We start from the raw sequence: 25744 nt of genomic DNA, 5'->3' as shown, positions 1-25744 counted from the left end.
TCCGCCCAGGAACCGAGCACAAAGGAGTGGTACAAGATGGCTGAAGGTACAGTGAAGTGGTTTAACGATTCAAAGGGTTTTGGTTTCATTGAACAGGATGGTGGCAAGGATGTTTTCGTGCATCACTCCGCAATTAAGGCCGATGGCTTCAAATCCCTGCAGGAAGGCGCCCGGGTTTCCTTCGATGTTGTTGACGGGCCCAAAGGTCCCTCTGCCGCAAATGTTGTTCAGAAAAAGTAATTTCTGACCCGCGAATGCAAAAAGCCCCGTTTCACAACGGGGCTTTTTTTTTGCCGGAAATTTTTAATTTTTCACCGGGTTCTTTGGCGCGAACTGAATTCTACTATTGAATCGGTGGGCCTGCCGGGTACAGGAGAAGATTTTCCTGTGCCTCGGTCCCTTCTTCAGTCTGGGGAATTTTTTTGTTTTTGCCGAAGGGCTGTTTCCCCCGTTTTGCGTCTCCCTGACCTGGTTGGGGAGCTTGCCCCGGCCGTGGTGCCGGGGCCGTTATCGCGTTGTCGGAGGGTCGCTCACGACCGGAATTTTGTCTGACCTCTGGTGGTATCGGTTGCCGGCCTCGTTGAGGATGAGTGTTCCAATCCGGACTGCCTTGTCCATGAGGAGCTGGGTCCTGTTTTCCGCCTTGGTTCTCCTCCTGGCGCACACGAGGGGGAAGCGGAGCCGGTTTGCTCTCGGTGATCGGTTTGCCGACAGCCGGAGCAGGTGCCTTTTCCGCTCTTTCCGGAGTTCGCGCCTTGCCGGAAGTCTGTGGCGCAACGACAGGGGTATCCTGTTTTTTTAGTTCAGGGCCTGGTCCTTTCTTCTTGCCGTTTCCCGGTTGATCTCGCAAAGCGTTATCCCGGGTGGGGCTGTCGCCTTGTTTCAGCTGTTGCTGCTTGGAATAATCGGGCTCGCGACGAATTGGTTCGCCGCCGGTGCGCTGTTCTTCCCTGGTTCGTTCTTGCTGCTGTAAGGGCGAAGGCGCCGTCATTTCACGATTTTTGATTGTTTCCTGCTGTTTCCCCGAATCACCGCGTTTCTTTATTTCCTGCCCCTGTTTCGCCTCGTCAAACGGCAGGCCGCGTTCGCGTTTCCATTCCCGGCCGCTCCTTTCGAAGCTCTCGGTTTGAAGCACCCGCAGGTTTCTGTCTTTCACCAGGGGGCGCTCTTGCTGAATCGTTGTCACCTTGGTTTTGCGGATGTATTCGGGCGGGCGTTTTGATTCGTCAATGTTTCGCTGAACCGGGGCATAGGTTTCCTTTGCCGGGCGAATTGTCGGTCGGCCGACATGGGGGACATCCTTGAGAAAAGGGTTTTCCTTCACCTTCAGGTCATGACGCCTGCCATGCAAAAAGGTGTCATGATGGATGACGGTCACCGCGTTTCTTGCCCGCAGATTCCTGTAGGAACGTCTTGGATAGTGTTTATGGACATTGATGTTGATGATGTTTATGCTGGAAGGCCCGTAATCGCCGTACCCGTAGTAGGTATCTCCGGGGGCGAGCGGGACCCAGGCGACATAATTCGGGGTCGAGACCCAGCCGACATAACCGGGACCCCAGTAAACGGCTCCTCGCGGGGGGGGAATCCAGCACCAGCCGATTGACGAAACAAACGACCAGCGTCCATAATGATAGGGGGCCCATCCCCACGGTTCGTAGGAAATCCAGACGTAATCGCCGCCGCGCCAGATCCAGCGGCCCTGGCTGTATGGTGACCAGCCGGAGGACACGGCAAGGGTCGGCGTCCAGACATGGCCGTATTCATTGACGTGCACCCACCTGCCGTACTGGTCGAAATCCGAGGCGTAGGGACTCAGTTCCTCAGGCAGATACTCATCGTTGTACCGGCGGTCGGCAATTTTCCAATCCCGCTCCCTGTTCCATTGTTCCCAGGCACCCTGCCTGCCGATTGGAGCGATGTTGGCATATTTATCACCCAAGGAAAATTCCTGGCCGCTGATCAATTCAGCGTTTCCCTGGCTGCTGTCGATAAAGACCTTGCCGCTTAAAACAGCGATATTCGTTTCACCCGTGCGGTTCACATCGGCCAGGAACTTTGTCCCTTCATAGGCACGCGTCGAAGAAAACGGCGTATCAAGCTGCAGCATGGTGTCCTTGCGGCCGCTGAAGTTGAGATATGCCTGTCCCTCGGACAGATATGCCTGGAGTGAATTGCCGTCGGAGCGCAGGATTTCAAGGGAGCTATAGGCGTTGAGGCGGACAAATGATCCGTTTCTGACCTGGATTTCCGCTTTGCCTCCTTCGGGAATCCAAAGGCGGTCCCCTTCGTAAAGGGGCATGTTGATGGTAACCGGTATCCATTCATTTGTCTCAATATTCCATTGCTGGACATCCCCTTCAATAAGGCTGAGCCGTAATTCGCCGAGATCGGCGGCATGGGAAGCAGCAGGAAGCCCGAGGCTCAACAACCAAAAAAAGACAAGAATACTTGTAAGTGTTTTCATATTGTTCTCCATTATCACCTTAAGACACTGCCGCCGAGCAAAGGTTCGGGGGGGCGGTTTTTTTCATTTTAGCGCAAAAACAGAAAAATCGCTCAAAAAGAGCGCAACGACGGGAATGCGAGTCGATGGGCACAACCGAGGCGATAATGGCGGATGAGCAGAGTGCAGGGAGGCTTCGGCCTGGTGCATGCGCCGGAAACAACGGAATAGATTGCCGTTCCGTCGGCTGTCAGCATGGAATACTCCCCTTTGGCAAACGAGAGAAGCCCCAATAAAGGGAAACCACTTGAGAGTCCGGATGATTTGAGGTGTAGAAGCGGCACGCGGCTTGGTTACGCCGCAAACTCATCCGGTTTTATTTTCTTTATCCGACGGAAACAAAAAAAGCTCACCGCCAGGAAGAGCAGAAAAAAACAAGCCGCACCAAGGATGAAGATTAAAAAGTCGAAAAGAATGGAGACACAGAGGAGCACCTGCCCGGAGTCGGGCTTGACCAGCCCTGCCATAACGGCGAGCAGAGTGCTTTTGCCTGGCCCGGATTTGCCCATGATGCTGACCATTTCCCGTTCCCGTATTTCGAGACTGACATCAGCCAGGATCCGTTGATCCCGGTATGATTTGGTAATATTTCGTAATTCCATCATTTTTTATCCTTTGCGCCGCTTGGTGAAAAAAGGTTTGTAGAAAGCATGCCGTTTTATTGAAATGGTAGCCCGTCAAGATGCCGGTCGTCCCGGGCTCTTGTCAGGCAATCCAGCGTTTCCGGATGTTGCGCAGACTAATTAGGAAAAGTGCGGAGCAGAAAATAAACAGCATGCCGAAATCCAGCGGCATCGGCATCCGGCTTCCGCCGCCGACAAAGCCGCCGTGCAGAATGTCGGCACCGTAGGTCAAGGGAAGCACGTACGACAGGGGCCGCAAAAATACCGGCAGCTGCGAGATGGGAAAAAAGAGCCCGCAGAGAAAGATCATGGGAAAACGGAAAAAATTGGAAAAGGTCTGAGCTTCGAAAACCTCGTTCACCGACACCGCAATAAACAAGCCCTGAAAGGTTGAGGTGAAGGCGATCAAGATGATAGCTGGAACAACCGTATCCCAGGCCACCTGTGACAGATCAGTCAGAAAGAGCGCCATGACCACCGGCACAAAAGCATTGACCATGCCGAAAAAAATCGCCCCTGCCGTCTTGGCCAGCATCAGCAGCTCAAGGGAAATGGGGGCGAGCAGCAGCCGTTCAAAAGAGCGATTTTTCTTCTCGAAAGTTACTGTGACGGCCAGCATGGAAGTGGTGCCGAACAGAATGGAAATTGCCACCACGCCGGGCAGCAGTGACAGCACGTTTTCGACTTCCCCGCCGGATTTGATGAAAAACATGCCGGTCCAGGCCAGTGGAAAGATCAGCCCCCAGCTGATGTTCGGCGGCTTCAGATAATAGGCCCGCATATCCTTGAGCACAATGTTCCAGAAAGCGATCCACCGTTTCATGCCGCGCCTCCTTTTTTTGCATTTTCCTTTTCCTGCACCAGGGAGGAGGCGCCGAGTCCGGTCACCTGCACAAAGACATCTTCCAGCGACGGACGAACCTTGCGGGCCTCAGTCACCTCGCTGCCCCGCTCTTCGATGAACCGCACCAGGGGTCCGATTTTGACCTCTTCCGAAGATTCGACGCGGAACTCGTCCTCGGACAGCGCCTGGCACTGAAGACGGGGAAAGGTTCCAGGGATCGCCTTGCACAGCTCAGTCCCGTCATGGGTCACGGCGAATCGCATCACATGCCGGCCGTCCGTCTGCCGCATCAGCTCTGCCACAGTGTCAATGCGAACAATCCGTCCCTTGACGATAAAGGCAATGCGCCGGCAGAGCCGCTCGGCTTCTTCGATGTAATGGGTAGTCAGGAAGATTGTTGTGCCGGATCGGTTGAGGTCCGCGATCAGTCGGCGCAGTTGCCTGGCGCTCGCCACGTCGATGCCGGTGGTGGGCTCGTCCAGAAAAAGAATGGGCGGTTGATGCATGATGCCGGCGGCGATGGTCAGCTTGCGTTTCATTCCCTTGGAATAGCCGCCGAACTTGCGGTGGGCCGCGTCTTTCAGGCTGAAATGTTCCAGCAGGCTTTTCGCCCTGTCTTCACGTTCCTGCCTGGGCATGCCGTACAATGCCCCGCAGAAGCAAAGATTGTCGTACCCGGAAAGTTCCGGATAGAGGTTGCTTTCATCCGGCACCACGCCCATCAGATGCTGGGCCGCCTTGGGAGACCCGGAACAGTCGATGCCGGCGATACGAATCGAACCCCCATCCGGCCGGGCCAGACCGGTAAGCATGTTGATCGTGGTGGTTTTTCCCGCGCCGTTTGGGCCGAGAAAGCCGAACAGCTCACCCTGGGCCACGGTAAAGTCGACGCCGGCAACGGCCTGCACCTCACCGAATCGCTTGGTCAGCCCTTTCACTTCAATAATAACCTTTTCCTTGTCATGCATGCCTGTTTCTCCGATTGCACCGAAATGGGTCCCTCATTGTCCGCTTTAAAGAGGAGCTTGTGTAAAACACCAAACCCGGCCGGTCTGAATAATCATGAAAACATGAGTCACAATAGTAGATTTTATTGCCTGGCGATATGATTTCGATCATATCGATTTTTCTCATTGTCGGAAATCAAGGGTGAATTTTGATGACGCCGTGCCCCCGGCTGATCTTTCCCTCCTTCTCCAGAGCGGCCAGGGTCCATGCCTGGCCGGCAGAAGATTATGAAGGGGAAAGTCGCTACTCATCGGTATGCAGCACCACGGCGCTGCTATTGAATAAGGCCCAAACCAGGTCTTTTTCCCGTAACCCCAATCGCCTGTTGCTTTCATCGGAAACGACGGAGCAGATTTCAGTTCCGTCGGCTGTCCGGATCACATACTCCGTGGCGACTTTTCCGCTGGTGATTCGTGTGATCACGCCTTGGAACCGGTTTTCGGCGCTGCTTTCCGACGCATTCGCTCCTTTTTGGAGAATAACCCAGGGAGCCTTGACCTCGGCGGCGAACACTTTTCCTTCCTGCAAGGCGAGCCGTTCCAGGCTGTCATTGGTGATCATCGTGGTCACCTGGTGGCCGCCGATGGTAACCAGCCGCACCAGGGATTGGATGTCTCCCTTGCGGATAGTTTGGATCTTTCCCCAGAAAACATTACGGGCGCTGGTGTTGCGCGTTGATTCCCTTTCCAGGAATCGTTTGGTCAGCCGTTGGATTTCCTCCTCGGAAAAGGCGACATAGGAAACGGTACGGTTCGGGGTTGAATGGCCCAGCAGCATCTGCACTGCCGGCAAGGGCATGTTGTTATGCAGCAACTCCACCCCGCGGGACTTGCGAATCATCTCCGGTGCGCCGAGTCGCTTGGGAAACCCGCAATTTTCCGTTCGTTCGTAGAATTTGCGACGGAGAAAGCCGGGATCAACGGCGAAAAAATTTGTATGCGACGAGACACGCGCATCGTCCAGCAGTGTTTCGATTTCACCGGCAAGGGCTTCCGAAAGCTGAACTTTCCGTGTGTCCCGGTCAGTGGGTGTTTGCGTTTTGCCGTAAATCACCAGGTGACGGTTCGGGTCGATATCCCGAAGCGGATCCAGGGAAAGCACCTCGTTCAGCTTTGCCCCGGTGTAACGGATCAGCAAGAATATCAGCAAAACACGGCGGCGGGACAATCGCACATCCCGGCGCGTGGTATCTTCGGCCCAGTCGCGGAATGACTGTTCCAGGCGGGTCAGTTGATCCGTGTTAAGGCATCGGCTTTCATCGGGAACGTCAACTATGCGCCCGTGCTGGGCGCGCTCCATTTGCGCAACACGTGGAATCTCCTTGCCGTTGTTTGTCTGTTTCATTTTTTTGAGAAAGGCTGCCCGGTTTTTTTTGAAAAAACTGTGATTACATCCTGTTGTCACACATTTATGCGTTCTGGATGGAAGCATAAATCGCTTGACATTCGCAGGGATTCATAATACCAACACGAATATATATGTATTCGTGACTGTTTCGTCAAGCAGATATCCAGGAGGTGGGGGATGTTTTTTCAAACCGCGGGAATAGAGGTTTCTCCTTGGATTCCTCCTTTGGTCGCCTTTGTCATTTCCTTCTTCACCTCCATGGGCGGCGTGTCCGGCGCTTTTCTGCTGCTGCCTTTCCAGATGTCCTTTCTCGGTTATACCAACCCCTCGGTCAGCGCCACCAACCAACTGTTCAATATCGTGGCCATCCCCAGCGGAGTCTATCGTTACTGCAAGGAGGGCCGCATGGTGTGGCCGCTCACCTGGGTTGTCATTGCCGGCACCCTGCCCGGGGTTTTTATCGGGGCTGTCGTGCGCGTCGCCTATTTGCCGAACCCGAAGCATTTCAAACTGTTTGCCGCGGCGGTCCTGCTTTATATCGGACTGAAGATGGTGCGTGACCTTCTGAAAAAAGATGTGGGCGGCAGCGGTAAATCAAGCAGTGAAAAGCGGTTTCAGGAGATGGTTCGAAGGAGCCGGACGCAGGGGTGCGATCGGCAAACAGCCGACACTTCTCTTTTGCCCGCGGTCAAGGTCACCCATTTCAACTTGAAACGTCTCGGATACACATTTTATGACGAGGCCTTTGATGTCTCGTTCTGGGGCATTTTCTCACTCAGCTTCGTGGTCGGCATCGTCGGCGGCATTTACGGCATCGGCGGCGGCTCCATCATCGCTCCGTTTTTCGTCACCTTCTTCGGGTTGCCCGTCTATACCGTGGCCGGAGCCGCCCTGATGGGAACCTTTGTTACCTCGGTGGCCGGAGTGGCTTTCTACCAGGCCATTGCACCCTTATATCCGAACGTTTCAGTGGCGCCGGACTGGTTATTGGGCGTCTTGTTCGGGCTCGGCGGAACAATGGGCATGTATCTCGGCGCACGCTGCCAGAAATTCGTGCCGGCCAGGGGTATCAAGGGGATGCTGGCCGCTGTTATCATTTTCACCGCAACAAAGTATGTCCTGGAGTTTTTCGGATAGGAGAGGTGGCCCGGTTTGTTTGGATAATTCCATTTGCGCCATATCATTGTCCAGGTGCATTTAGTAATAACGCTTCCTGTTCCAGGCCAACTCCCCAACGGTCCATCAGCTGCACGATAAAACAAACGTGAGGATCATCGTTTTTTCTCAGTCTTGCGAGAATGGCGGCATTGCCGACGAGGAGATCTTTCTTGCCGTATCGAAATAATAACGTTTCAAAATCCGACGGGATGTATATTTCTGTTCGCCCTGGACAAGCTGCTTTTAAACGCAAAAACTCATCCAATCCGACAGGATCGTAGTCCCCGCAATGTATGATCCGGGCATTTTGCATTGCCGGGGAGGCCAGCCAGTTTAAAACTTTACTGTTCAGACGGCCCTGGGCGTAAATAGCAAGGTCAGCCGCAATTTCAAGTTTTTCGAAATTCCAGAAAACTTCAAGATTTTCCACAAAGGCAACAATGCCGGAAAATTCCCATAGTGTTTCGCCGTCGAGCCGGAGAGCGGCAACACCCGATATTTCTGACCATTCGGCAACCGGCAGAACCCGATTTCCGATGTGGAGGACACTGTTATTAAATCCACGCAACAAAACAGCAACCGGTTGACCCTCCCGTGCTTTTTTGGAATCCCGCAGTTCGGCGACAGCTTTCCCGCGGGATGATAATTTCGTAGTAATTCCTTGCAGGCCGGAGGGATATGCTCCGGCGATAAAGGATTCAAGGGCGTTTACATCATGTAAAACTATACGTCTCCCCGCTCCGCTGCGTGCTGCCCGCAAAACTCCCGCATCATACAAACTTTGCAGGCGGACTCGGTCGCGAACGCCCAATCGGCTCTCTGCGAGATATCCTTGTGCCAGCAGCAGCATAAGTTTTCCTGCAAGGGAATCAACCGCCATTTTCATTTTTCCTTTCGATGCGCACCAAGGCGGTTTTCGGATCGAGCATGATTCGGCCCTTTTTTTCACGCAGAAAATAAAGCGAATCAGCAGCTTCCATCGCCTCGGGGCTTGCCAGTACCGCGACAAATCCCATTTTCCGCGCTTCTTGAACGATTGCAGCCAGATTTTCCCGGTCAAGGCTGGAGGCTTCATCAAGATAGAAAGGTATGGCAACCTCCTTGTCTCCCAGAAGGCCTTTGAGGAGCAGCAGGTTAATGAGGACCTTGATTGTAATCGTCGTGCCGTTTGATTCAATGGAATCAAGATGGCCGTAACGTCGGATGTGTCCATCAACGCTGGTCACTTCGAAATGCAGGTCAAAAAGATCGGCAAGTTCCACGCGCTGGTGCTTCTTGAGGAGATCACCCAGCCGGCTGTGTGCGTCGCTGACTGCCGCTTTGTCCGCGAATAAGGGCGAAACTTCCGCATCGACCATGGTTTTAATTCTTTTGGTCCATTCAGGGTGCTCACGCAAGATGAGCCGCAGCCGTGCCAGGTTGGAAATGGAAATACGGCCCAGTCGACGATTGAGTTCATCTATCCGCGTGATAAGCGTTTGCAGGTCGCGGCTCAGGCCTTTGAAGGAACTCTGGAGACCAGCAATCAGGCTTTTCCAGAGTTCCTGGACAGCATTTTCCCGTTCCGTAATGGCCTCGATTTCGGCTCGAAGATTAGTCAATGTGGCGGATTCGTCTTCTCCAAGATACTTATCATAAGTGCGTTGATTAATACCTTGAAAATATTCGCTGAAGCGTTGCGAGATTTCGTTTTGCTCTCTGCTTTTTTGTTCGTACATCTCAAAAAGCGATTCGATGTCCCGGTCTTCCCGGGTGAAAGATTCGAGGGGCCATGACGAATCCGGTTTATATAGTTTCCTGAGCCTTTGCACAAGAGTGTCGCGCTTTGCTTCGATTGTTTTCAAGCTTTGGTTAAGGGAGCGCTCTTCATCTCTCAGGGACGATTGTCGATCCTTGAGCTGCTTCATTTTTCCATTCAGTTCTTCCAACTGATTTTTGAGAGAACATAGGGTTTGATTGTTCTTTTCGAATTCAGGAAGATCTTTCCTGTGGTTTCTATAACGGCTCAGTCGACCGGCTACTTCCTGCCATTCTTTTTGCAGTTCTTGTTTTTTCCTTTTTGCCGGCTCAACATTTTCCGCGGCGTCATAAAACATTTGCTCTCTGGCAAGAGCCTTTTTCTGCTCCTCAATGCGTGTATCGAGTATATCGGCATCACGATACGGAGATAAATCAGGCGGATTCAGGGAAGAGAGAACAAGGCGGATCCGGTCGTCTTGATATACACCGTCCCGTACGTGTCCAAGGACATGTTCCAAGGAATTCTTGATTTTTTGTTCATTACGGAATTCCATTTCATCTTCACCTTGGGTTAACCCTAATAAATCCGGGTTGATCAGTCTGAAAGCATTTTGTATATCTTCTTCGGGAAGCATTCGGAGGATCGTGGTGGCGGCAAGATGCGAAAACTGGTCACGCTGTTTTTCAAGACCTGCCAATTCTCCCTTCATTCTGGATATCCTGGCTTGCATTCGGGGAAGGGAAATGTCGGATGCCTGCCCGAGAGATGCATCCATCTGCCCCATCTCCATTTCCAGCAGATTGCACTTGGATACTTCAAAATCGACCAGGTAATTTTGAAATTCTTGTGCTTCCTTTTGATGTCGTTCAATTGCGCCCAGGATTTTCCCAATGGACTGGTTAATTTCTTGCTGTTCCTTGTCGCCTTTTTCGATATTTTCGATAACCGATTGTTTTTCGCCGCTGAGTTGGTCGAGGCGGTCTTTGATTTTCTTTTCCTGCCGGGAAAATTCATCCTCTTTCAGAGAATGGGAGCGAGTAATTTCTTTCCAGAGACCTGGAAGCAAACGGCGTAAGCTGTCACGCGTTAAAGCAAGTTCAAGGACACGCCGTACGTCCTCGGCAATTGTGCGCAGTTCCTGCAACTCCTTGGCTTCCCGGCAGACCTTGCCGTACTGACTTGAATAACCAGCGTCCAGGTCGATGGACCGCTGTTGGAAATCACCCTGGTTAATTTCCAGAAGAAATTCTTTCAGTTCATTCTGGCGCAGATGGGCAAGTCGCAGCAGATTTCCAAACGCGGCGCGGAACCGTTCATAGTGATCGCGTTGCCGGATCGGCACTAATCCAAGGTTAACCCCTCGGTTCTCCCCCAATCCGGTGAGTGCGGCCCGCAAATGTCGCGGTTCGAGCAAACGAAAATCCTTGACAGCGAGACGGGATCGTATTTCATCCGAAGGGCGGACGCATCGCGCATCGTCAAGATAATCGGCGGGATCATACATTCCCTGATAGGAAAAACGTTGAAATTCATAACCGCGGATGGGTCCCAGTCCTTGGACGCCGACTACCTGGTAACCGGTCCGTGTCAAACATTCGAACAGTATGTAACTGTTCTGATCGGGAAAGTAGTATTTTCTCGTTTCGGACATTTCCCGTGAAAAGTGCATGCTGCGCTGATCGTCGATGTAAAGAAACTGGAGAACGGCAATCAGTGAAGTTTTGCCGACGTTGTTGGGACCGATCAAATGCAGTGGACTGATTAATTCGATCTCTCCATAGTCGTATTTGCCGGAGCGCAAGAGTATCAGTCTTGATGGACCAACGATGTTCATGTCGTTTGCTCCTCGGTCTGCGGAACCTCATGCTGTTTCAGCACTTCCAGGCAGAGGTCAAAGAAGCGATATGCCGGCGCTCGGAAACGAAAAGTGTTATCGCTGAGGCGTTGGCAAAAGCCGAAACGATCCAGTTGGCGCACGATGCCGAGCAGGCCGTCCCCATCGACGACACCGGATTCTTTAAGGTAGGTTCGAAAACGAGCCGCCTTGAGATGAGGCAGATCCGGGATTGAAAAAGTCTGAGTCATGAGCGTGTCGACAATCGGATTGCCGTGATCGGCAAGAGACTCGATGAGGATGAAAACGAACAACGCCATGCGGGAGGCTTGCGGACTCAGACTGTCTTTGCCCCGGAAATAAAAAAAATCCCGAGGATGAACTTCCAGTCGGAAACCAAGATGCTTAAAAAGATCTTGAAAGGCATCCAGATTCTCCCGCAGGGACAAATAGATCCCGCCGTCTTCGGCGCACAGGTGTCGCCCCCGTCGCAGGTTATCGAAAATTTCATTCAGGTGGGGCAGGGCAAATGGACTATTCCGGCTCATAGGCGTTTTTCTATTCGAAGGGGACGGGCGACCAGGAAAATATCGGGGAGCGCGTATCGTCGCTCCTCCTCGGCAAAATGCATTTTCCCCGGATCGCCAAGATAAATACGACCGTAAGCTCTCACTAGTTCGCCAACGGTTGCTTCCGGATATTGTTCCAACAACCAGGTAAAAAGGTCGGGAATCGGCAGAGATGACTCCAGACGATAAAACAATTCCGACGGCATAATAAACTCATGAAGCGGTGTCTCATCCGCACCGGGAAGAGGTTCAGGAGCGGTTGGTTCGTATCCGTGCACCCCATGAAAAAACGCCTCCAAGGAGGTATCAGAAAAAGTTCCTTCGATCCGCCAAGTCGGAATGGCAATCAATGCATCAAGTTGCAGGCTTGCAAGTCCCGCACGGTCGATCCTTTCCAGGGCAAGAGATGCCCCACGCACCAACTCGCTGTCCCGCTTGAGTGATACATAGAGGGGTTCCACCTCTCGCATCGATTCATAAAAATCTTCGGCGACTTCCCGGCGCAATCGCAGTAACCGCGCCCGGCAGCGGGAAAATTCACGCGAAAGTGCTCCGTCGAGGATAAAAGTTTTCCCGTTCATTATAAAACTGCGCTCTATGTCATCAAGGCTCGCATCCATCGCTTTTTTCACATCGATTAAGTCGCGTAGCGGCTCTAGATAACGGTTCCAGAGCCGATTGATGATTTCAAAACGCTCCCGGATACTGCGTTGACCCCGGTTGGATTTAAGCTTGAGAACCTCGGCAATAATTGCCTCGCGATTTGCGTGGGAATCCTGGCGGATGCGCTCGACCACCAGTGAAATGTCGGCGAGCGCCCTCGCTGCCTGGTTGTTCAACTTCTGGAGAGCGGCACCGTCAAGTTCGCTGCGCAGGTCTTCCAGGTCGCTCAGATATCCTTGGATGACTTTGGCGGAGGTCAGGCGGTGTTCGCGGAGAAGAAATGACAAAAGAGCACGAATGGGGGCGGTGAGTTCGAAAGTGGCGGTTGCATCGGGAATCGGCTCGATAATCCCGAAGGATGCAAGTTGATTGATGGTCGTTGCGGAACCGGGATCGCCTTCGGAGCGGGAGGCCTCAATCAAATCCCGCAGGTCCGCTTCCGTCAGCCCAGTGCCGCGGTAGAAAAGATCGATCAACAGTGAATAGTGTCGATCAGCAAAACGGAAGAAACTTTGTGGATTTGTGGCCATGTTGTTGATTTTAGTTGGAGTTTTCTTTGTATCCGTGGATCTTTGGGCAATATCAGCCCTGTTTTCTGTACAGAGAGAACATAGAATCCCGCCATAGCTGCACCGATTGATCAGCTTCCATACTTTTCTCCGAACCAATTACTGCCACCGCACCTTTCCACCCCTTCCGCTGAACCGTGACAGTGAACAGGCACCCACTTCAGTGTGGTATGGCCGGACGGCCTGTTACCCAGGAGGAGCAGATCACGGCATTTGCTGTTGTTAATGGAGGCGTGCTGTTCCACATACTGCCGGATCAGGGCCGGCGACTGCACTTTGTAAATGGCTTTGGATCTGGTGTATACGCCTTTTCCGAGAAGTTCAGCCGCCACTGTCCGAGAAAGATGATACGTCACTCCGCTTTTCTTCCCTCTCCGTTCCAGCCAGGGATTCGCCCGGTGGCAAAACTGACCCATTCTGTCCCTGACCTGCGGAATGAGTATAGACGGCGGCCGCCTTGTAGTCACATTGCTGCAAATGATACTCTGCCTTGGCCAGCAGGTCCTGGTTGTCGAAAATGATGGGAATTTCTGTCCCGTCCGCGCAGGATTGCGCGTAAAATTCCATGGTTTTCCAGCCGGTCTGTCGTTCCAGGAAGCCGCGAGCGTGTTCGAACCAGGGTTTGTCGTAGGTGGTGATGAAAACCTGGTAGTCGGGAAACTCGTTTTCAAGAATGGAGAGTAGCGGCAGCCGGTTGGCGATATCGAGTCCGATAAAGATGTCATCAAGAAACAGCACTTTGCAGGGTATGCCCTGGACATGCCGCTTGATCATGCCCAGATAAATGGAAATGGCAATGGCCGACAGACGTGCCTCATTGAGAAACAGGTGGGGCTTGTCAATGGGTTTACCGGCATAGTAGAGTTCAACGTGCACCTGATCGCCTTCCATCCCGAGGTAATCGCTGGACGGACGCACCTGGGCAAAACGCAACTTCAAGGTCAGGTTGTGGCTGAAGTAGTCGAGAAACGGCTGGGCATGTTTCAGGATGTATTCCGGGCTTTCCTGCTTGAACAGTTCACCAAAAGCCTCGTTGAAGGCCTTGATGGCGGCATTCATATCCGCCTTCTTCTTGGGAGTTTGATATTCCTTGCCGGTGGGGCGGGAGAGGGTATCTTCCACCGCCGCCCAGAGTTCACCCAACTCCTTGCCGCCGGTCAACGAGTATTTGAAGTGTTTGAGAACCCCATTAACCAATAGATCGAAGAGATTGATCTCCTCGTCCTTTTTCAGATGATGAATGGCGAGCAGGTGTTTGTAGGTAAGAAAGCTCTTGAGTTTATTGCCGTCGCGGATGCTGGTGTCTCCCGCCTCCCGTGCATCGTTCGTGGCGCTGTCCCAGCGATAATGCTTGCCTTCCTTCCCGATCGGGACAAAAATATTTTCCAATCCGGCAATATCAATATCCTCGATGGCGGATTGAAAAAAATCCTTGAGGGCGTAATAAAGCGAGCTTTTACCATTGCCGTTCTCACCGTAAATGAACAGGTTCTTGCCACCCACGTTGATCTTATGGCTGCCAAGAAAGGCCTTGTAGTCGGTTATTTCGATGGTTTGAATTTTCATTTTGGGAAACCAAGGCAGTTAAACATCAAATACCCATCAATCAAAAATATGAAGCTAACATACTGTAAAAACGTAGTTTTCTAAAAATAGAGCGCTCAAAAAACCGCGATTATCAAATACCCATCAATTAAGTAATCGTTTCTTTTGCCAGTGCTTACAAAAGACGACCGACTGGATCGATTGACTGGGTCGGCGAGTGGGTCGGTGAAATGGCTCAAGGGTTGTTCTGTTCTTCAACAATCTTACCTTCCTTCAAGACTGCCACACCGGACCCAACTCGTCTGGCCTTTTCACGGGCCTTTTGCGCGGCGCGCTTCATGGCAATTTCAGTATTGATGAAATCAGGATCGCGTTTGCCTTCTTTCTGTTCCCGGCCAATATCTTTGGCGCTCATAAGTTCACTCTATCTGCGTCTTCTTCTCTTGATGCCACAAAGAGCCAAGATATCAAGCTCTATGCCTCTTCTCCTTTTCTACGGTAAGGCGCCAAAGTCTTAATGTCCTGTTCCAGCTCCTTAAGACTCTCTTCATGCTGGATGCGCCGCTGCGATTCCCGGAACTTGTCATACTCCAGAGCGGCTTTTTCCTGGGCCAACTGGTGGCTGATTTTACCCGCATGGGTGAGCAACTCCCGGCCATTGAGCTGAATGATGGCATCCAACCGCTGAATCCAGTCTGCCATATGCATGGGAGTTCTCTGCTGAGCCATGGTTTCGGCGAAGGCCAGGTATTGTTCCACTAGCAGGCCGAGCAACTTCATTTCATCCTCGGCAAGGTAGTTCTTGGCGATGCTCACATCGCTTTTGCGCACTGCCAGATCACCCTTCTTGTCAAACGATTGCATCCCCATCAGGGGCAGCGCGGCGTTCGCCCGGCGATACACTAGTTCCGCCGCTGTTTGCCGGCTGATGGCCCAGAGCAGCTTGTTCTGAACGACCTTGAAAAACTCAACGGTCTTTTCGTCCTTGGGGTCGTAGTCAATGCTGGTGGTATAGATATCCTTAATTTTCTGATAGAAAAAGCGCTCGGAAAGGCGGATTTCGCGGATGCGTTCCTGCAGCTCCGTGAAATAGGCCATTGAGTTGCCCGTTTTGAATCGTTCATCGTTCAGAGCAAACCCCTTGACGATGTATTCTTTCAGCCGCTGGGTGGCCCAAATGCGGAACTGGGTGCCTTGGTGGGACCTGACCCGGTATCCGACGGAGATGATCACGTCCAGGTTGTAAAATTGAACATCTCTGGACTGGGTTTTGTCCGGCATGGCGCCATGTCGAGTGGTTGTCCGGAAATTCCGGACAACCACTTGCTCGTCCAATTCGCCTTCATTAAAAACATTGCGGATATGTTCGGAAATCGTCTTCTTGCTTTTCCCGAACAGCTCGGCCATGTGGTCCTGGCTCAGCCAGACCGTCTCGTCTTCCAGCCGGACATCGATTTTGATTTTGCCGTCGGCGGCCCGGTAAATAAGAATTTCAGAATTAGTCATCGTTTCAGGGCCTCGCGGATGGTCTTGACCACCTCGACGCTGTCGAGCGTCTCCAGGTGATTGCGCACCGGGTGTCGGGGGTCGTAGAGGCGGTCGAACTCGGCCTGGATGACGGCGAGTTTTTTCTCAGTGCTCTGGGTATCGGTGATGGGGGGCAGTTCGCCGAGATGGGGGAGGATCTCCTTGCCTGCCGCCTTGATTTCGTCCGGGAAGTAGAGTTCGTAGACCAGGCCGTCGATGAGCTGTTCGAAATAGGCGGCTTGGAGTTTGAGATCCTTAGCGGTTGTCTGCAAGGCATAATTTGCCAGAGTTTCAAACGGTTTTCTTCTCACGCATTCCAACATGGGAACCGGCAGCTTTTCAACAAACATCGGCTTGTATTCAAAATAACCACCGTTGCGGGTGACCCCCAAGGTGCGAATGTAATAATCACCCACAGTGGAATTTAAAATTGCCAATAAATAGAGCCGATTCTTACCACTGATTAAATTACTAGTACATTGTATATGTTAAAGTTTCGGATAAAGCCGTTTTAGTTTTATTCGCGCATCATCTGTTCTAAACTGCCAATCAACCTTAGTCTGGCGGTTATTTCGATCAATGTTCCATGCCGCCACTTCAGCTCGCATCTTCTCGATACAATCAATCCGGCCTGCAAGGCATTGCCGCTTCAATACACTGAGTTCAATCTCTGCTATGTTCAGCCAACTCCCGTGTTTCGGGGTGTAGTGTATTTCAAGACGTTCCGCCAAGCCCCTGGCTTCTTCAGGTGGGAAAGCCGCATAGAGCGAGGCCGTGTCGTGTGTATTGAGGTTGTCCATGACCAAAACTACTTTCTTGGCATCGGCATAACGCTCTTCAAGCATCTCTTTGATGAAATGGGCCCAATCAATCCGTGTCCGCTGTTCAGTAATTTTTACCTTGCGCTTTCCCCCAAGCGGTTCTACCTCAAGTAATATGCTTGCGACCCCATTGCGAACATATTCATCATCCATCAGAACAGGATGGCCAGGGGCTGCCGGAATAGGCTCATGCACCTCCCCGATTAACTGTACACTCGATTCATCCATGCACACAACCGGGAATTCTTGACTATACGGACGCGCATAAACTTCGAGTATATCTTCCATTGCCGCTACAAAACTGGCGTTTTGATCCGGCGGTATCTTCCAGTATTTGCTTTGGTGAGGCTTAAGTTCATTTTTTTTAAAGTGTTACATACCGTCATCGGAGAAACACTCGTTACCATCTTCAGCTCGACCATTTTCTCAGCCAACAGACGTACTGTCCATCGATTTTTACCTTCTGGAGCATCCGAACATGCCAAAGCCAAAAGATGTGCTTCAAATTCTCCTCCGAATTGAATTTCTCGCGGAGGGGTCTCGCGCTCCTTACGTTCAAGGGCGGCAGAAAGACCTTCTTCAACAAATCGTTTCTTTAAGTGTTCTAAACTCCGCGTCGTTGTCCCTAAAGCTTCTGCGACCTGAGTGACAACCCACTTCGGTCCATGTTCCCCCGCATCAAGCAGAAGTAATGCTCGAGCATACAGTACGGTGCGGGCTGCCCTTTTCCCTTTAGTTGAAATAGCCTCCAAATCTTCCCGTTCCTCTTTTGTTAATGTCACTCTGTATCTTGGTGCCATGTCGTCCTCCTTGTATTTTGAAGACGACTATAACAAATATCACGCAAAAATACGAAAACTTAAATTTTACATTGTAATAGGGCGGATTGCCGATCACCACGTCGAAGCCGCCCTTCTCCTTGAAGACCTCGGAGAAGTTGAGCTTCCAGAGGAAGAAGGGTTTCTCGCCGCTCTGTCTTATATCTTGCAGTTTGTCCAGCAGGTCCTGCTGTTTTCTTTCCGTCAAAGTCGCTTCAATCAGCTCCCATTCCAATTCGCTGATGCTCTGCCGTATCTCCTGCTTTTTCGCGGGGGAGCTGGCGGCAAAAAAATCCTGGTGGAGCTGTTCGAGTTGCCCGGCCTTTCTTTTCGCCTCACTCTTCACATCTTGCCAAGGGATTCCACCCGGGCCGGTACCCGGAAATCATGAAGACTCTCTTCCCAGTAGTTTTTGAGCACCGGCGGACAGATCACCAGGATACGCCCCTTGATCTGCTGCAACAGCTGGGCGGTGATGAATGTCTTTCCCAGTCCGACCACATCAGCAAGAAAGACGCCGTTATGTTCGTTCAGCTTTTTGATGGCCTGCAAGACAGCCTGCTGCTGGTACTGAAGGGGCATAAAGCCCTCGGGCAGGAAGATTTCAATATCGTCTTGCAAGTTGATATCTTCCTGCATGTATTCGTAAATCAGTTTCAAATAGAGCTCATAAGGGGTTATTGAGTCATTGAGCCAGGTTTTATTCTGCACGGCGTCGATAAAATCCTGGGATATATCCACAGATTGCTGCCAGAGTTCTTCGAACTGATGGAGAGCAAATTCCACATCGCGGCGTTGGCGCAGTTCGACATTAAACTCCCGATTGGCAACGAGTCCGGCATAGGAAAAATTGCTCGACCCGGTGATGACAAAGCCATAATCTCGGTCCTCGGGCGCGAAACGGCCGATATACACTTTGGCGTGAATATTTTTGGAGGGGAAGGCGCGAATTTCAAGTTTTCTGCCGTTGCCGCCTTCTTTTTTATCGGCATCAGGGACAAAACATTCCGCCTGGAGAAATTGAATGAATTTGTTCAGGCCCTGCTCCAGCCTGGCATCTGTTTCCTCGGAAACTTCTATTTCTTTGATGAGCGTATCCTGAAACAGGTTTTTGGTGTCTTTATGTGACTCAAAGTCAAGCACGGCTTGCGCTCGGAAGGCATCCACGGCGCGATATGATTCGTCATCTATGCCCAGGCCAACAAGAATACGCGTTTTGCCAATGGGTTCCAGACTGTCGCAGAGCTGGTAAAACCCGCTGGCGCGAAAATATCCGACCAGCACGTCGAACAGTCGGGTGTCGGCAAGGGTCGCCTTGAACCGGTCCAGGAGGGTCTGGTTCCGGTCGTTGGTGAAAAAGGTGAGATCAGTCTGCTGGTTGCTCATCAAGATATTGCCTTACTCTTCCAAAAAGAAATCCGAATCAATTTTTTTAATTTCGTAGACATCCACAATGGAAACTCCCAAGTTGTGGTCGATCATTAAATCAACGAGCCTGCCGCCATCGATTAATACCACTTTGGGGTCGATAGTGGAGACATACTGCTCGGCATCCTTGGTGAAGGTTCCTGTGGTGATGAACACGCCTTTCTTGGCCCGTTGGCCGTGCAGGGCGCCGACAAATTTCTGGGCTTCGGGGCGTCCTACCGAACCTTTCCATCTCTTAGCCTGGATGTAAATAAAATCAAGACCGAGCTTATCTTCCTTGATGATGCCGTCAATTCCCTCATCGCCGCTTCGGCCCAAGGCTTGGCCGGCATCTTTTATGGAGCCACCATAACCCATTTTGACCAGGAGTTTAACCACCAAATGTTCAAAGAATTCCGGCGAATTATTGGAAATATGGGTAAGAAGCTCGCCGGCCAGGCTGCGGTGGAGTTCCTGGTAGGCGCTTTCAAAAGTTTCTTCCGGGGTCGCTGTCCGTTCCTCATCTCCGGCGTTTTCATTACCTTTTTCTTGTTTGCTGCTTGACGTGTGGAAGTCGACAAACTCGTGGAACTGCTTCAAGTGCTTGACCCGAAGATCGTCAGGGTTTGATTTTAGTAAATCGTGGCCCCGTTGGGTGATGCGGAAAATGCCGCGTTTCGGGCTTTCAAGGAGAAGCGCCTTGGCAAGATAGACTTTTGCCCAGGCCACCCTGTTTTTAAAGGTGGTCTGTTTACCGCTGGGCAGCATCTCTTTCAGATCGTCTTCGCTCAGTTTGAAATGTTTCGCCATGACGGCATGGGCTTCTTTGGCGCTGTGCGCTTTCCCATCCGAGCAGAATTTCAAGAGGGGCAGGAAGAAGGATTGAAAATCAGGTACGGACAATGTTTTTCTCCTTGTTTTCAGCTTATTGGGAAAAGATTTGTTTTGCTGCTTCTGCATCCATCTGTTTTAAAAAATGTTTGCCCAACTTTCCCGCCGACAGCCTCAAAAGCCTTTCCCGGTTTCCGGCGAATAACGGTGACAAAGCCGTCGGTCAACTTGAATTCCGGTTCCGGCAGACCTGCCTCGCAGCAGCGCTCGATCATGTCGTGGCGTTGAATATGCCCTTTATAACCCCTTCTTTATCATTCCAACACCTCCCAATGCCCCCGCGTGCGACCCATTCGTTTCAGTACCCCTTTTCCCTTAAGGATATCCAGTTGTTTTTGTACTGCCGATTCATTGATTCCCAGCGTGCTTGCGATAGCCCGGTAACTGATTTTCCTGTCGTTCTTAATGAGTCCCAGTATTTCTCTTTGTCGATCCGTCAGTTCGATTGCACCACCTATTGCACCACCCTCCATAATTTCTTCTTTTTCCAGGACTAACGCATCCTGATCCATCGGGAAAACCGTCCGGATGAATCGGGAAGAAAAGATGTACGCGTCACGGGAATAAGGCTTGAGAATCCGGGGCATGCCGGAGCCGAGGCATCCACCATGTCCAGATCCTTGAACACTCGCATCAGCGTCTTGTTGCGGGGTATGGAATACCCGGCAAAGAAGTCCTCCCGTTCTTCCCCAGGGTGAATATAACCCGCGGAGGTCATTTCCAGACGGTCGGCGAATATTTCGAATTTGGGGACCAGTTCGGTGGTGTAATCATTGTGGATAATGGTATTGATGACTGCCTCGCGCAGGGCGACCCGGTTCCAGAGGTTGCGGTTTATCCGTTCTCTCGGCGTTATTTTGGTGATGGTTCGATTTTCAATGCCTTCAAGCCGGGCCAGCACCTGCTTGCAGGTCTTGACGAGACAGCAGAAGCCGTAATCCTTTTCGGACATTTCGTACTTTTTGAGGTAATAGGGCTTTTCAGAACCACTGGCCACGACAATCTCGACGATGTCCTTACCTTCGTGGCTTTCATGGATGACATCGAACAAGCCAAGACAAGATGGCTGGATATTGTTTTTCAGCCGGTCTTTTACTTTGAGTTGTACCTCATCGGCATCTTCCAGGCCGATGATTTTCCCTGCTTTGTCGATACCCGGATAAATAACGCCACCTTCCGCACTGTTCAGGAAGGCGATGACTTCTTTTTCAAGCGAATCGGACAACTCTCGCTTATTTTCAATACGGTTGGACTCAGTCATGGTCGGAATCTTCTTTTTTCCCACACATCATGGAAAGACGCGGCATATTGAAACATGATTTGTTTTCTTTCTCACAGTTCTGTTACTCCTGGCCCTGATGGACAACATCAAATCGGGTTTATAAACCTGGGGGAGCTTTTCGCTTTTCGAAAATCAACATGTTTTTTTATTAACCACGGAATACACGGAAAACACAGAAGATTTTTCTCTCCACATTTTTTTATTCCGCGTCCTTCCGTGTCTTCCGTGGTTCATTTATCCTGATTCAAAATCTGTTTTCCCGTCTCCGTCAGCCGATATTTCTGTTTGCTGCTGGTTGGCTTATTCGGGGTAGTCATTTCAATTAATCCGGTATCAAGCAAAGGCCTGAGAACCTGGTTCCTGAACTTGGCGCGGTCAGAGCGTCGAAGAATCCGCTTTTCGGCATGGGCATTACGCAACATCGAATCTTCCATGAAGTGAATTAAGCCGTTGTATGGAACTAACCCAGCTCTTTGCGAGAATCCAATCGGCATAAGGAGCCGTAAACAAAATATCGGGATTGAACACGTTATTTTCTAACGGCTCCTAAATATCGAGGCGATGATACCGGCTGATCTCTGAAGCTTTTTCTTCGTTCAGCCCCGCCTTTTCGGCAAATATCGGCCATTTGCGCACAGCATCTACAATTTCACCGATAATTTCGCCTGGTCTCGGCAGGCTGATACTCTCTCCAACTGACGTGAGATCGTCCAGTTGGAAATGATCCCGTTTTCCGTTGATACTCATCTGGTGCTGGTTGGTCCAGATGCCTGCGGGGTTATGGGAATAGGTCATATCAAAAGCAGGGGCAAGGTGCCATTTTCCGTCCTGATTCATCAGGAAAGCGATATTTTTGGTATGGTCATCCTGATTGCGGGCAATGACATTGAAAATCATTCTCCGATATTGTTGGGCAGCTTCGGCCTTGCTGAGCCGCAGTCTGCGCATAACGGCAAAGGCCTGCTCGTAACTATAGCTTCCGGCCATATTAAAATCATAGTGGGCTAAGCCGCACAATGATTGCATGTGTATCTTTTTGTTGCCTTGCCGGTCAAAACGTTTGGTGAGAAAATGGGCTCGGCCATGTTCTTCAAGGAGCCGGCATTCCGTCATCTCGATACCTGCCTCCTTGGCCATCAGGTAATAGGCATATTCGATCCGACCGTACCCTTGTGGTTTTCCGAATTCGAGGTCGCTTACTCCGTCGAATTTTACTATCCAGTGGTCATATCCTGCCGGGGCCTTCCCCTGACCGGATATGACATTGCCGTTTCCGTTCATGGCGATGATGGCTTTTGGCCTTGCTCCACCAGCTGAGGTGCCGACGCGCAAGATGTCCATAATAGCCTCATGATCCCCCTTGTCGCCGAAAAAATCGACCTTCAGGGAGCAGCGGCTGTTTGTGATCTCCTGGGCCAGTCTGACCAGCTCAGCAACTTCAATCGGAACCGGATTGTCGAGCTCCTTGTTTACCGGAGGGCTGAATTCCAAGGCCCCCATGCCTCTGCTTCCGGTATAACAGAGACGCTCGACCGGGCTGAAACTGCCGGGGGAGCGTCCGTTTCGAGCCAGCCATGTATCAATAACGGCATTGCCGAATTTATCTGGAAGTGCGTCGGCAAGGAGTCCGGGCAGTCCAAGAAAGGTATTTTGGTTCAATGTCGGAAACGAAAAGAGACCATCACCTTGTCCTGCTTCTGCCAGACTCATGTGGATAGGAGAAATATCAAGCCCCTTTTTGAGAAAACTCGGCTCATACTCAAAAACAGCATAGCCCCTGTCCGCAAGCCAGGAGACCGCAGCGATATTTTCGCCCCATAAGCTGATTATGGCGGTACTGACTTGTTCTACCATTCAGAGCTCTCTTCGGAGGAAACGGTTTTCCGTGTGCCTGACGCTCGTTGCCTCTTTTTGCCTTGTCGCCTGGCCAATTGTAATGGGCTGACCACTTGGTCCTGAATAAACCGGTCCAGTTCATCCAGGGCACCAAGCTCCCGAAGCACGGAAATGAGAGATGAAAGTTTTCCCTTTCCCGACTCCAGGGCCTTGATTACGTTAAGTGAAACTGCCGCCGCTTCGGCAACCTGCTGTTGGGTCAGATTTCTTCGCAGCCGAAGCGATTTTATACGCATTCCTATCTCGGCCTCTATCGCCTTATCTGTCATCTCGTAGTAATTCATAATAGCCCATTAATAGTCCATTGTTGTTTTTTCAGCGAATGAAGAATCTGGATTGAGGCTATTATATAGCCACTATGGCAGGGGAGTCAAGATTTGATATGCTGTAGACTTGAAAAGGGCTTTTAATGATGTTTTAACTGGACAGGAAGAGTGGCGCTGGCCTGAGCCCCTTCTTGCCACTCGGGAGGGAACAAAAAAAGGCAGAGCCAAACGAATGACCCTGCCTGGTGATGTGCCCGATAATGTTGGAGCAGATATTAGGCTTTCTTTCTTCTGCGTGCTCCGATGAGTCCAGCCAATCCCGTTCCCATGAGGAGCATGGTGGCTGGTTCGGGGACGGGGGCAACGTCTCCTGTCAATTTAAGGTCAAAAAATGTTGCCCCACCATGGTCCTCGGCAAGAACCTGAATGATGTTCTGACCGGGAGAAAGGAAGCCAAGTGTAGTTAGATTCAATGTGTACTCCCAGTAAGATGTATAAGCTTCCGCATTCTCTTTCGCTACTTGCTGGCCATTAATGAATACCATGAACCCGTTATCAGAGGCGACATTGAGAATAATTGGTGTTGATAATAACCCATCAATATTAAATGTTTTCTGGAGTGCAATGTCTGTGTTGGCAGTCCAAGTCGTATTGTATGGCAAGGAATAAGGATTTCCAAAAGCAGCTTGCCCGGTGAGCCATGTAGCACTGGACCAATCGAATGAAGAATAATTGGCAGTATTCCAAATGGGCCACAGATCGCTACTTAACACAGAATATTGCCAAGTAGCCCCCTGGTCGACCAAAGTAATAGGTGAGGCATTTGCTGCCCGGTCCATACCAAACATCATTACTCCAATTGCCAACCCTGCCAATAACTTCTTCTTCATCTTTATTCCTCGCTTTAAGGTTTTACTATGATGGTTTTTTGAAAGATATCAAAAACTCTCATTTGCATGAAGCAATTTTTGCGCCATCAAGCGGTTTGGGACATAAGAAACACTAATACAACAACTTGCGATGATTCCGCCCAGAATAATCACACTATGAGTGAGTGTTTTTCCGGATTTCTGGACCGTTTTCCCGGAATTGCTACAAAATAGGACACATCCAGTTTGCGGCCCCATGATCTCAGGCGGCATGCGGCAATGTTTGCATCAAGGGCAGGTGTTCCGCTTGAGATAATCAGCAAGGTGATCCTTCGCCACGCAGATCTTGCGACGACCCAGCAGTATCTTGGGAAAGTAACCGATGTTGAAGCGCACAGGTGGATTGAAAATTTACATGGATGATACGCACACCTACTATGGACATTTCCAAGGTCACCCCCGATTGGTGAAAAAAATTGTATTATCGTATTGTTATCATGGGCAAAGGCCTTTCTGGCATTCCGTCTTCCCTGAGAGTCAATATATCACCGGTCGAAAAAAATGAAAATGTGACCACACCAAGAGGCGAATATGAATCATATGCTCCTGCCATATACGTATATTTTTTGCATTTCCTCCAAGGGTAGTTTATAATCTTACCAGTAAGATTAATAATACGCGGAGGTTCAACATGACTCAAGTCGCAACAACCAAAATGTCATCAAAAGGGCAGGTCGTCATTCCAGAGGATATTCGTAAACGGTTAAATCTCCAGCCAGGAGCACAATTCGTAGTGGTAGGCGATAATGATGTCGTTATTCTGAAGAGCATAACCCCTCCTTCGCTCGAAGAATTCGACACCCTTATTGCTGACGCCAGGAGAAAAGGCAAAAAGGCAGGAGTGAAAAAAACTGATATTGAGGAAGCGATATTGAAAGTTCGAGGAAAAAAATGAAAATCGTCCTCGACACCAATGTGTTCATCTCTGGTATTTTCTTCAGTGGGCCGCCCTTGCAAATTCTGAAAGCATGGCGGGCGAAGAAAGTCCAGATCGTGCTTTCCAAGGAAATCCTCGATGAATATCGTCGGGTCGGCCAGGAGTTGGCAAAAAAATTCCCTTCAGTTGATATCTCGCAAATAATCGAGCTTTTCACAATTCACGCGGAATTTGTGGATACGGAAGGCATATCGGTCACGATCAGTGAAGATCCTGACGACAATATGTTCATCGAATGTGCGATTGCCAGCAAATGCAAACTGATAGTCAGTGGAGACCGGCATTTATTGAGCGTCTCTGGATTCCATGACATTGCGGTATTGAAACCACGCGAATTTGTCGACTCCTACCTGAAGTAGCCCTTCCTCAATCTCGATCCATCAATAGCAATTTTTGGTTCGATGCCGGAGAATCTATGTGCGCCGGAAGAAGGAAAACCGGCATCGTCAATGGGTTCTCCCCTCAAGACTTAGGTTGACCTTTTGTGGATTGGGATAGCTTTACTTTTCAAGCAGGATTCTCGTCGAATATTGCTCTTGATTGCTGGACGATTTCTTCATCCC

At 50.8% G+C, this 25744-nt stretch carries 27 protein-coding genes and 3 pseudogenes; 5 read left to right on the top strand and 25 right to left on the bottom strand.

What is annotated here, in order from left to right; translation table 11 throughout:
* Nucleotides 1–36 precede the first annotated feature (36 nt).
* Nucleotides 37–240 carry a cold-shock protein gene (locus BM485_04470; protein OKY76490.1) on the top strand — a complete coding sequence of 68 codons (204 nt, stop codon included), beginning with the start codon at nt 37–39 and terminating at the stop codon, nt 238–240.
* Between the two features lie 103 nt (nt 241–343).
* Here the strand turns inward: BM485_04470 and BM485_04465 are convergent, their stop codons facing one another.
* The 5 genes from BM485_04465 to BM485_04445 all read right to left on the bottom strand — a co-directional run bounded on the left by BM485_04465 (nt 344) and on the right by BM485_04445 (nt 6325).
* Nucleotides 344–2467 (bottom strand): hypothetical protein, encoded by a 2124-nt coding sequence (locus BM485_04465; protein OKY76489.1) that lies wholly within the window; start codon nt 2465–2467, stop codon nt 344–346.
* Nucleotides 2468–2799: 332 nt separating this feature from the next.
* Nucleotides 2800–3111: a hypothetical protein gene (locus BM485_04460; protein OKY76488.1), complete on the bottom strand. Its 312-nt coding sequence runs from the start codon at nt 3109–3111 to the stop codon at nt 2800–2802.
* Nucleotides 3112–3211: 100 nt separating this feature from the next.
* Nucleotides 3212–3952 carry an ABC transporter gene (locus BM485_04455; GenBank protein OKY76487.1) on the bottom strand — a complete coding sequence of 247 codons (741 nt, stop codon included), beginning with the start codon at nt 3950–3952 and terminating at the stop codon, nt 3212–3214.
* Nucleotides 3949–4941 (bottom strand): ABC transporter, encoded by a 993-nt coding sequence (locus BM485_04450; protein ID OKY76486.1) that lies wholly within the window; start codon nt 4939–4941, stop codon nt 3949–3951. Before BM485_04450 ends, BM485_04455 begins: the two co-directional genes overlap by 4 nt.
* 283 nt (nt 4942–5224) lie before the next feature.
* Complete coding sequence (locus BM485_04445) at nt 5225–6325, bottom strand: transporter (GenBank protein ID OKY76628.1); 1101 nt, start codon at nt 6323–6325, stop codon at nt 5225–5227.
* 180 nt (nt 6326–6505) lie between these two features.
* On the opposite strand from BM485_04445, the gene BM485_04440 reads away from it, so the two are divergent.
* Nucleotides 6506–7465, top strand: a complete 960-nt coding sequence (locus BM485_04440; GenBank protein OKY76485.1) for a hypothetical protein — start codon at nt 6506–6508, stop codon at nt 7463–7465.
* A gap of 43 nt (nt 7466–7508) precedes the next feature.
* Here the strand turns inward: BM485_04440 and BM485_04435 are convergent, their stop codons facing one another.
* The 20 genes and pseudogenes from BM485_04435 to BM485_04340 form a co-directional block, all read right to left on the bottom strand.
* The gene (locus tag BM485_04435) at nt 7509–8366 is read right to left on the bottom strand and encodes a hypothetical protein (GenBank protein ID OKY76484.1); all 858 of its coding nucleotides are present in this window, start codon (nt 8364–8366) and stop codon (nt 7509–7511) included.
* The gene (locus BM485_04430; protein ID OKY76483.1) at nt 8356–11061 is read right to left on the bottom strand and encodes a hypothetical protein; all 2706 of its coding nucleotides are present in this window, start codon (nt 11059–11061) and stop codon (nt 8356–8358) included. The genes BM485_04435 and BM485_04430 overlap by 11 nt, the downstream gene beginning before the upstream one ends.
* Nucleotides 11058–11609 carry a hypothetical protein gene (locus BM485_04425; GenBank protein OKY76482.1) on the bottom strand — a complete coding sequence of 184 codons (552 nt, stop codon included), beginning with the start codon at nt 11607–11609 and terminating at the stop codon, nt 11058–11060. Before BM485_04425 ends, BM485_04430 begins: the two co-directional genes overlap by 4 nt.
* Nucleotides 11606–12823 (bottom strand): hypothetical protein, encoded by a 1218-nt coding sequence (locus BM485_04420; protein OKY76481.1) that lies wholly within the window; start codon nt 12821–12823, stop codon nt 11606–11608. Before BM485_04420 ends, BM485_04425 begins: the two co-directional genes overlap by 4 nt.
* Before the next feature lie 110 nt (nt 12824–12933).
* The gene (locus BM485_04415; protein ID OKY76480.1) at nt 12934–13194 is read right to left on the bottom strand and encodes a hypothetical protein; all 261 of its coding nucleotides are present in this window, start codon (nt 13192–13194) and stop codon (nt 12934–12936) included.
* The gene (locus BM485_04410) at nt 13184–14428 is read right to left on the bottom strand and encodes a hypothetical protein (protein OKY76479.1); all 1245 of its coding nucleotides are present in this window, start codon (nt 14426–14428) and stop codon (nt 13184–13186) included. The genes BM485_04415 and BM485_04410 overlap by 11 nt, the downstream gene beginning before the upstream one ends.
* Before the next feature lie 214 nt (nt 14429–14642).
* Nucleotides 14643–14822, bottom strand: coding sequence for a hypothetical protein (locus tag BM485_04405; GenBank protein ID OKY76478.1), 180 nt, complete (start codon nt 14820–14822; stop codon nt 14643–14645).
* 59 nt (nt 14823–14881) lie between these two features.
* Entirely contained in the window at nt 14882–15913 is a 1032-nt protein-coding gene (locus BM485_04400) for a cell filamentation protein Fic (protein OKY76477.1), read from the bottom strand.
* Complete coding sequence (locus BM485_04395) at nt 15910–16371, bottom strand: hypothetical protein (protein OKY76476.1); 462 nt, start codon at nt 16369–16371, stop codon at nt 15910–15912. The genes BM485_04400 and BM485_04395 overlap by 4 nt, the downstream gene beginning before the upstream one ends.
* A gap of 51 nt (nt 16372–16422) precedes the next feature.
* Nucleotides 16423–17043, bottom strand: coding sequence for an IS630 family transposase (locus BM485_04390; protein OKY76475.1), 621 nt, complete (start codon nt 17041–17043; stop codon nt 16423–16425).
* Between the two features lie 5 nt (nt 17044–17048).
* On the bottom strand, nt 17049–17555 hold the full coding sequence (locus BM485_04385) for an IS630 family transposase (protein ID OKY76474.1): 507 nt from the start codon (nt 17553–17555) through the stop codon (nt 17049–17051).
* Complete coding sequence (locus BM485_04380) at nt 17488–17919, bottom strand: hypothetical protein (GenBank protein OKY76473.1); 432 nt, start codon at nt 17917–17919, stop codon at nt 17488–17490. The genes BM485_04385 and BM485_04380 overlap by 68 nt, the downstream gene beginning before the upstream one ends.
* Nucleotides 17919–18959 (bottom strand): annotated as a pseudogene (locus BM485_04375) (helicase). The gene BM485_04380 and the pseudogene BM485_04375 overlap by 1 nt, the downstream one beginning before the upstream one ends.
* A 12-nt stretch (nt 18960–18971) precedes the next feature.
* Complete coding sequence (locus BM485_04370) at nt 18972–19883, bottom strand: restriction endonuclease (GenBank protein ID OKY76472.1); 912 nt, start codon at nt 19881–19883, stop codon at nt 18972–18974.
* A gap of 17 nt (nt 19884–19900) precedes the next feature.
* Nucleotides 19901–20086, bottom strand: a complete 186-nt coding sequence (locus BM485_04365) for a hypothetical protein (protein OKY76471.1) — start codon at nt 20084–20086, stop codon at nt 19901–19903.
* A gap of 39 nt (nt 20087–20125) precedes the next feature.
* Nucleotides 20126–21132 (bottom strand): annotated as a pseudogene (locus tag BM485_04360) (hypothetical protein).
* Nucleotides 21133–21383: 251 nt separating this feature from the next.
* The gene (locus tag BM485_04355) at nt 21384–21575 is read right to left on the bottom strand and encodes a hypothetical protein (protein OKY76470.1); all 192 of its coding nucleotides are present in this window, start codon (nt 21573–21575) and stop codon (nt 21384–21386) included.
* 124 nt (nt 21576–21699) lie between these two features.
* Nucleotides 21700–23007, bottom strand: a complete 1308-nt coding sequence (locus tag BM485_04350) for a toxin HipA (GenBank protein ID OKY76469.1) — start codon at nt 23005–23007, stop codon at nt 21700–21702.
* Nucleotides 23001–23318 (bottom strand): hypothetical protein, encoded by a 318-nt coding sequence (locus BM485_04345; protein ID OKY76627.1) that lies wholly within the window; start codon nt 23316–23318, stop codon nt 23001–23003. The genes BM485_04350 and BM485_04345 overlap by 7 nt, the downstream gene beginning before the upstream one ends.
* 272 nt (nt 23319–23590) lie before the next feature.
* Complete coding sequence (locus BM485_04340; protein OKY76468.1) at nt 23591–24205, bottom strand: hypothetical protein; 615 nt, start codon at nt 24203–24205, stop codon at nt 23591–23593.
* A 225-nt stretch (nt 24206–24430) separates the two neighbouring features.
* On the opposite strand from BM485_04340, the pseudogene BM485_04335 reads away from it, so the two are divergent.
* The 3 genes and pseudogenes from BM485_04335 (at nt 24431) to BM485_04325 (ending at nt 25540) form a co-directional block, all read left to right on the top strand.
* Nucleotides 24431–24607 (top strand): annotated as a pseudogene (locus BM485_04335) (integrase).
* A 268-nt stretch (nt 24608–24875) separates the two neighbouring features.
* Nucleotides 24876–25139 carry a hypothetical protein gene (locus BM485_04330; GenBank protein OKY76467.1) on the top strand — a complete coding sequence of 88 codons (264 nt, stop codon included), beginning with the start codon at nt 24876–24878 and terminating at the stop codon, nt 25137–25139.
* On the top strand, nt 25136–25540 hold the full coding sequence (locus tag BM485_04325) for a putative toxin-antitoxin system toxin component, PIN family (GenBank protein OKY76466.1): 405 nt from the start codon (nt 25136–25138) through the stop codon (nt 25538–25540). The genes BM485_04330 and BM485_04325 overlap by 4 nt, the downstream gene beginning before the upstream one ends.
* Nucleotides 25541–25744 lie beyond the last annotated feature (204 nt).

It is taken from the genome of Desulfobulbaceae bacterium DB1 (genome assembly GCA_001914235.1).
In the GTDB taxonomy this organism is placed as follows: Bacteria; Desulfobacterota; Desulfobulbia; order Desulfobulbales; family SURF-16; genus DB1.
The sequence above is the reverse complement of the archived record's forward strand: the minus strand, read 5'-3'. Positions and strand labels throughout refer to the sequence as shown.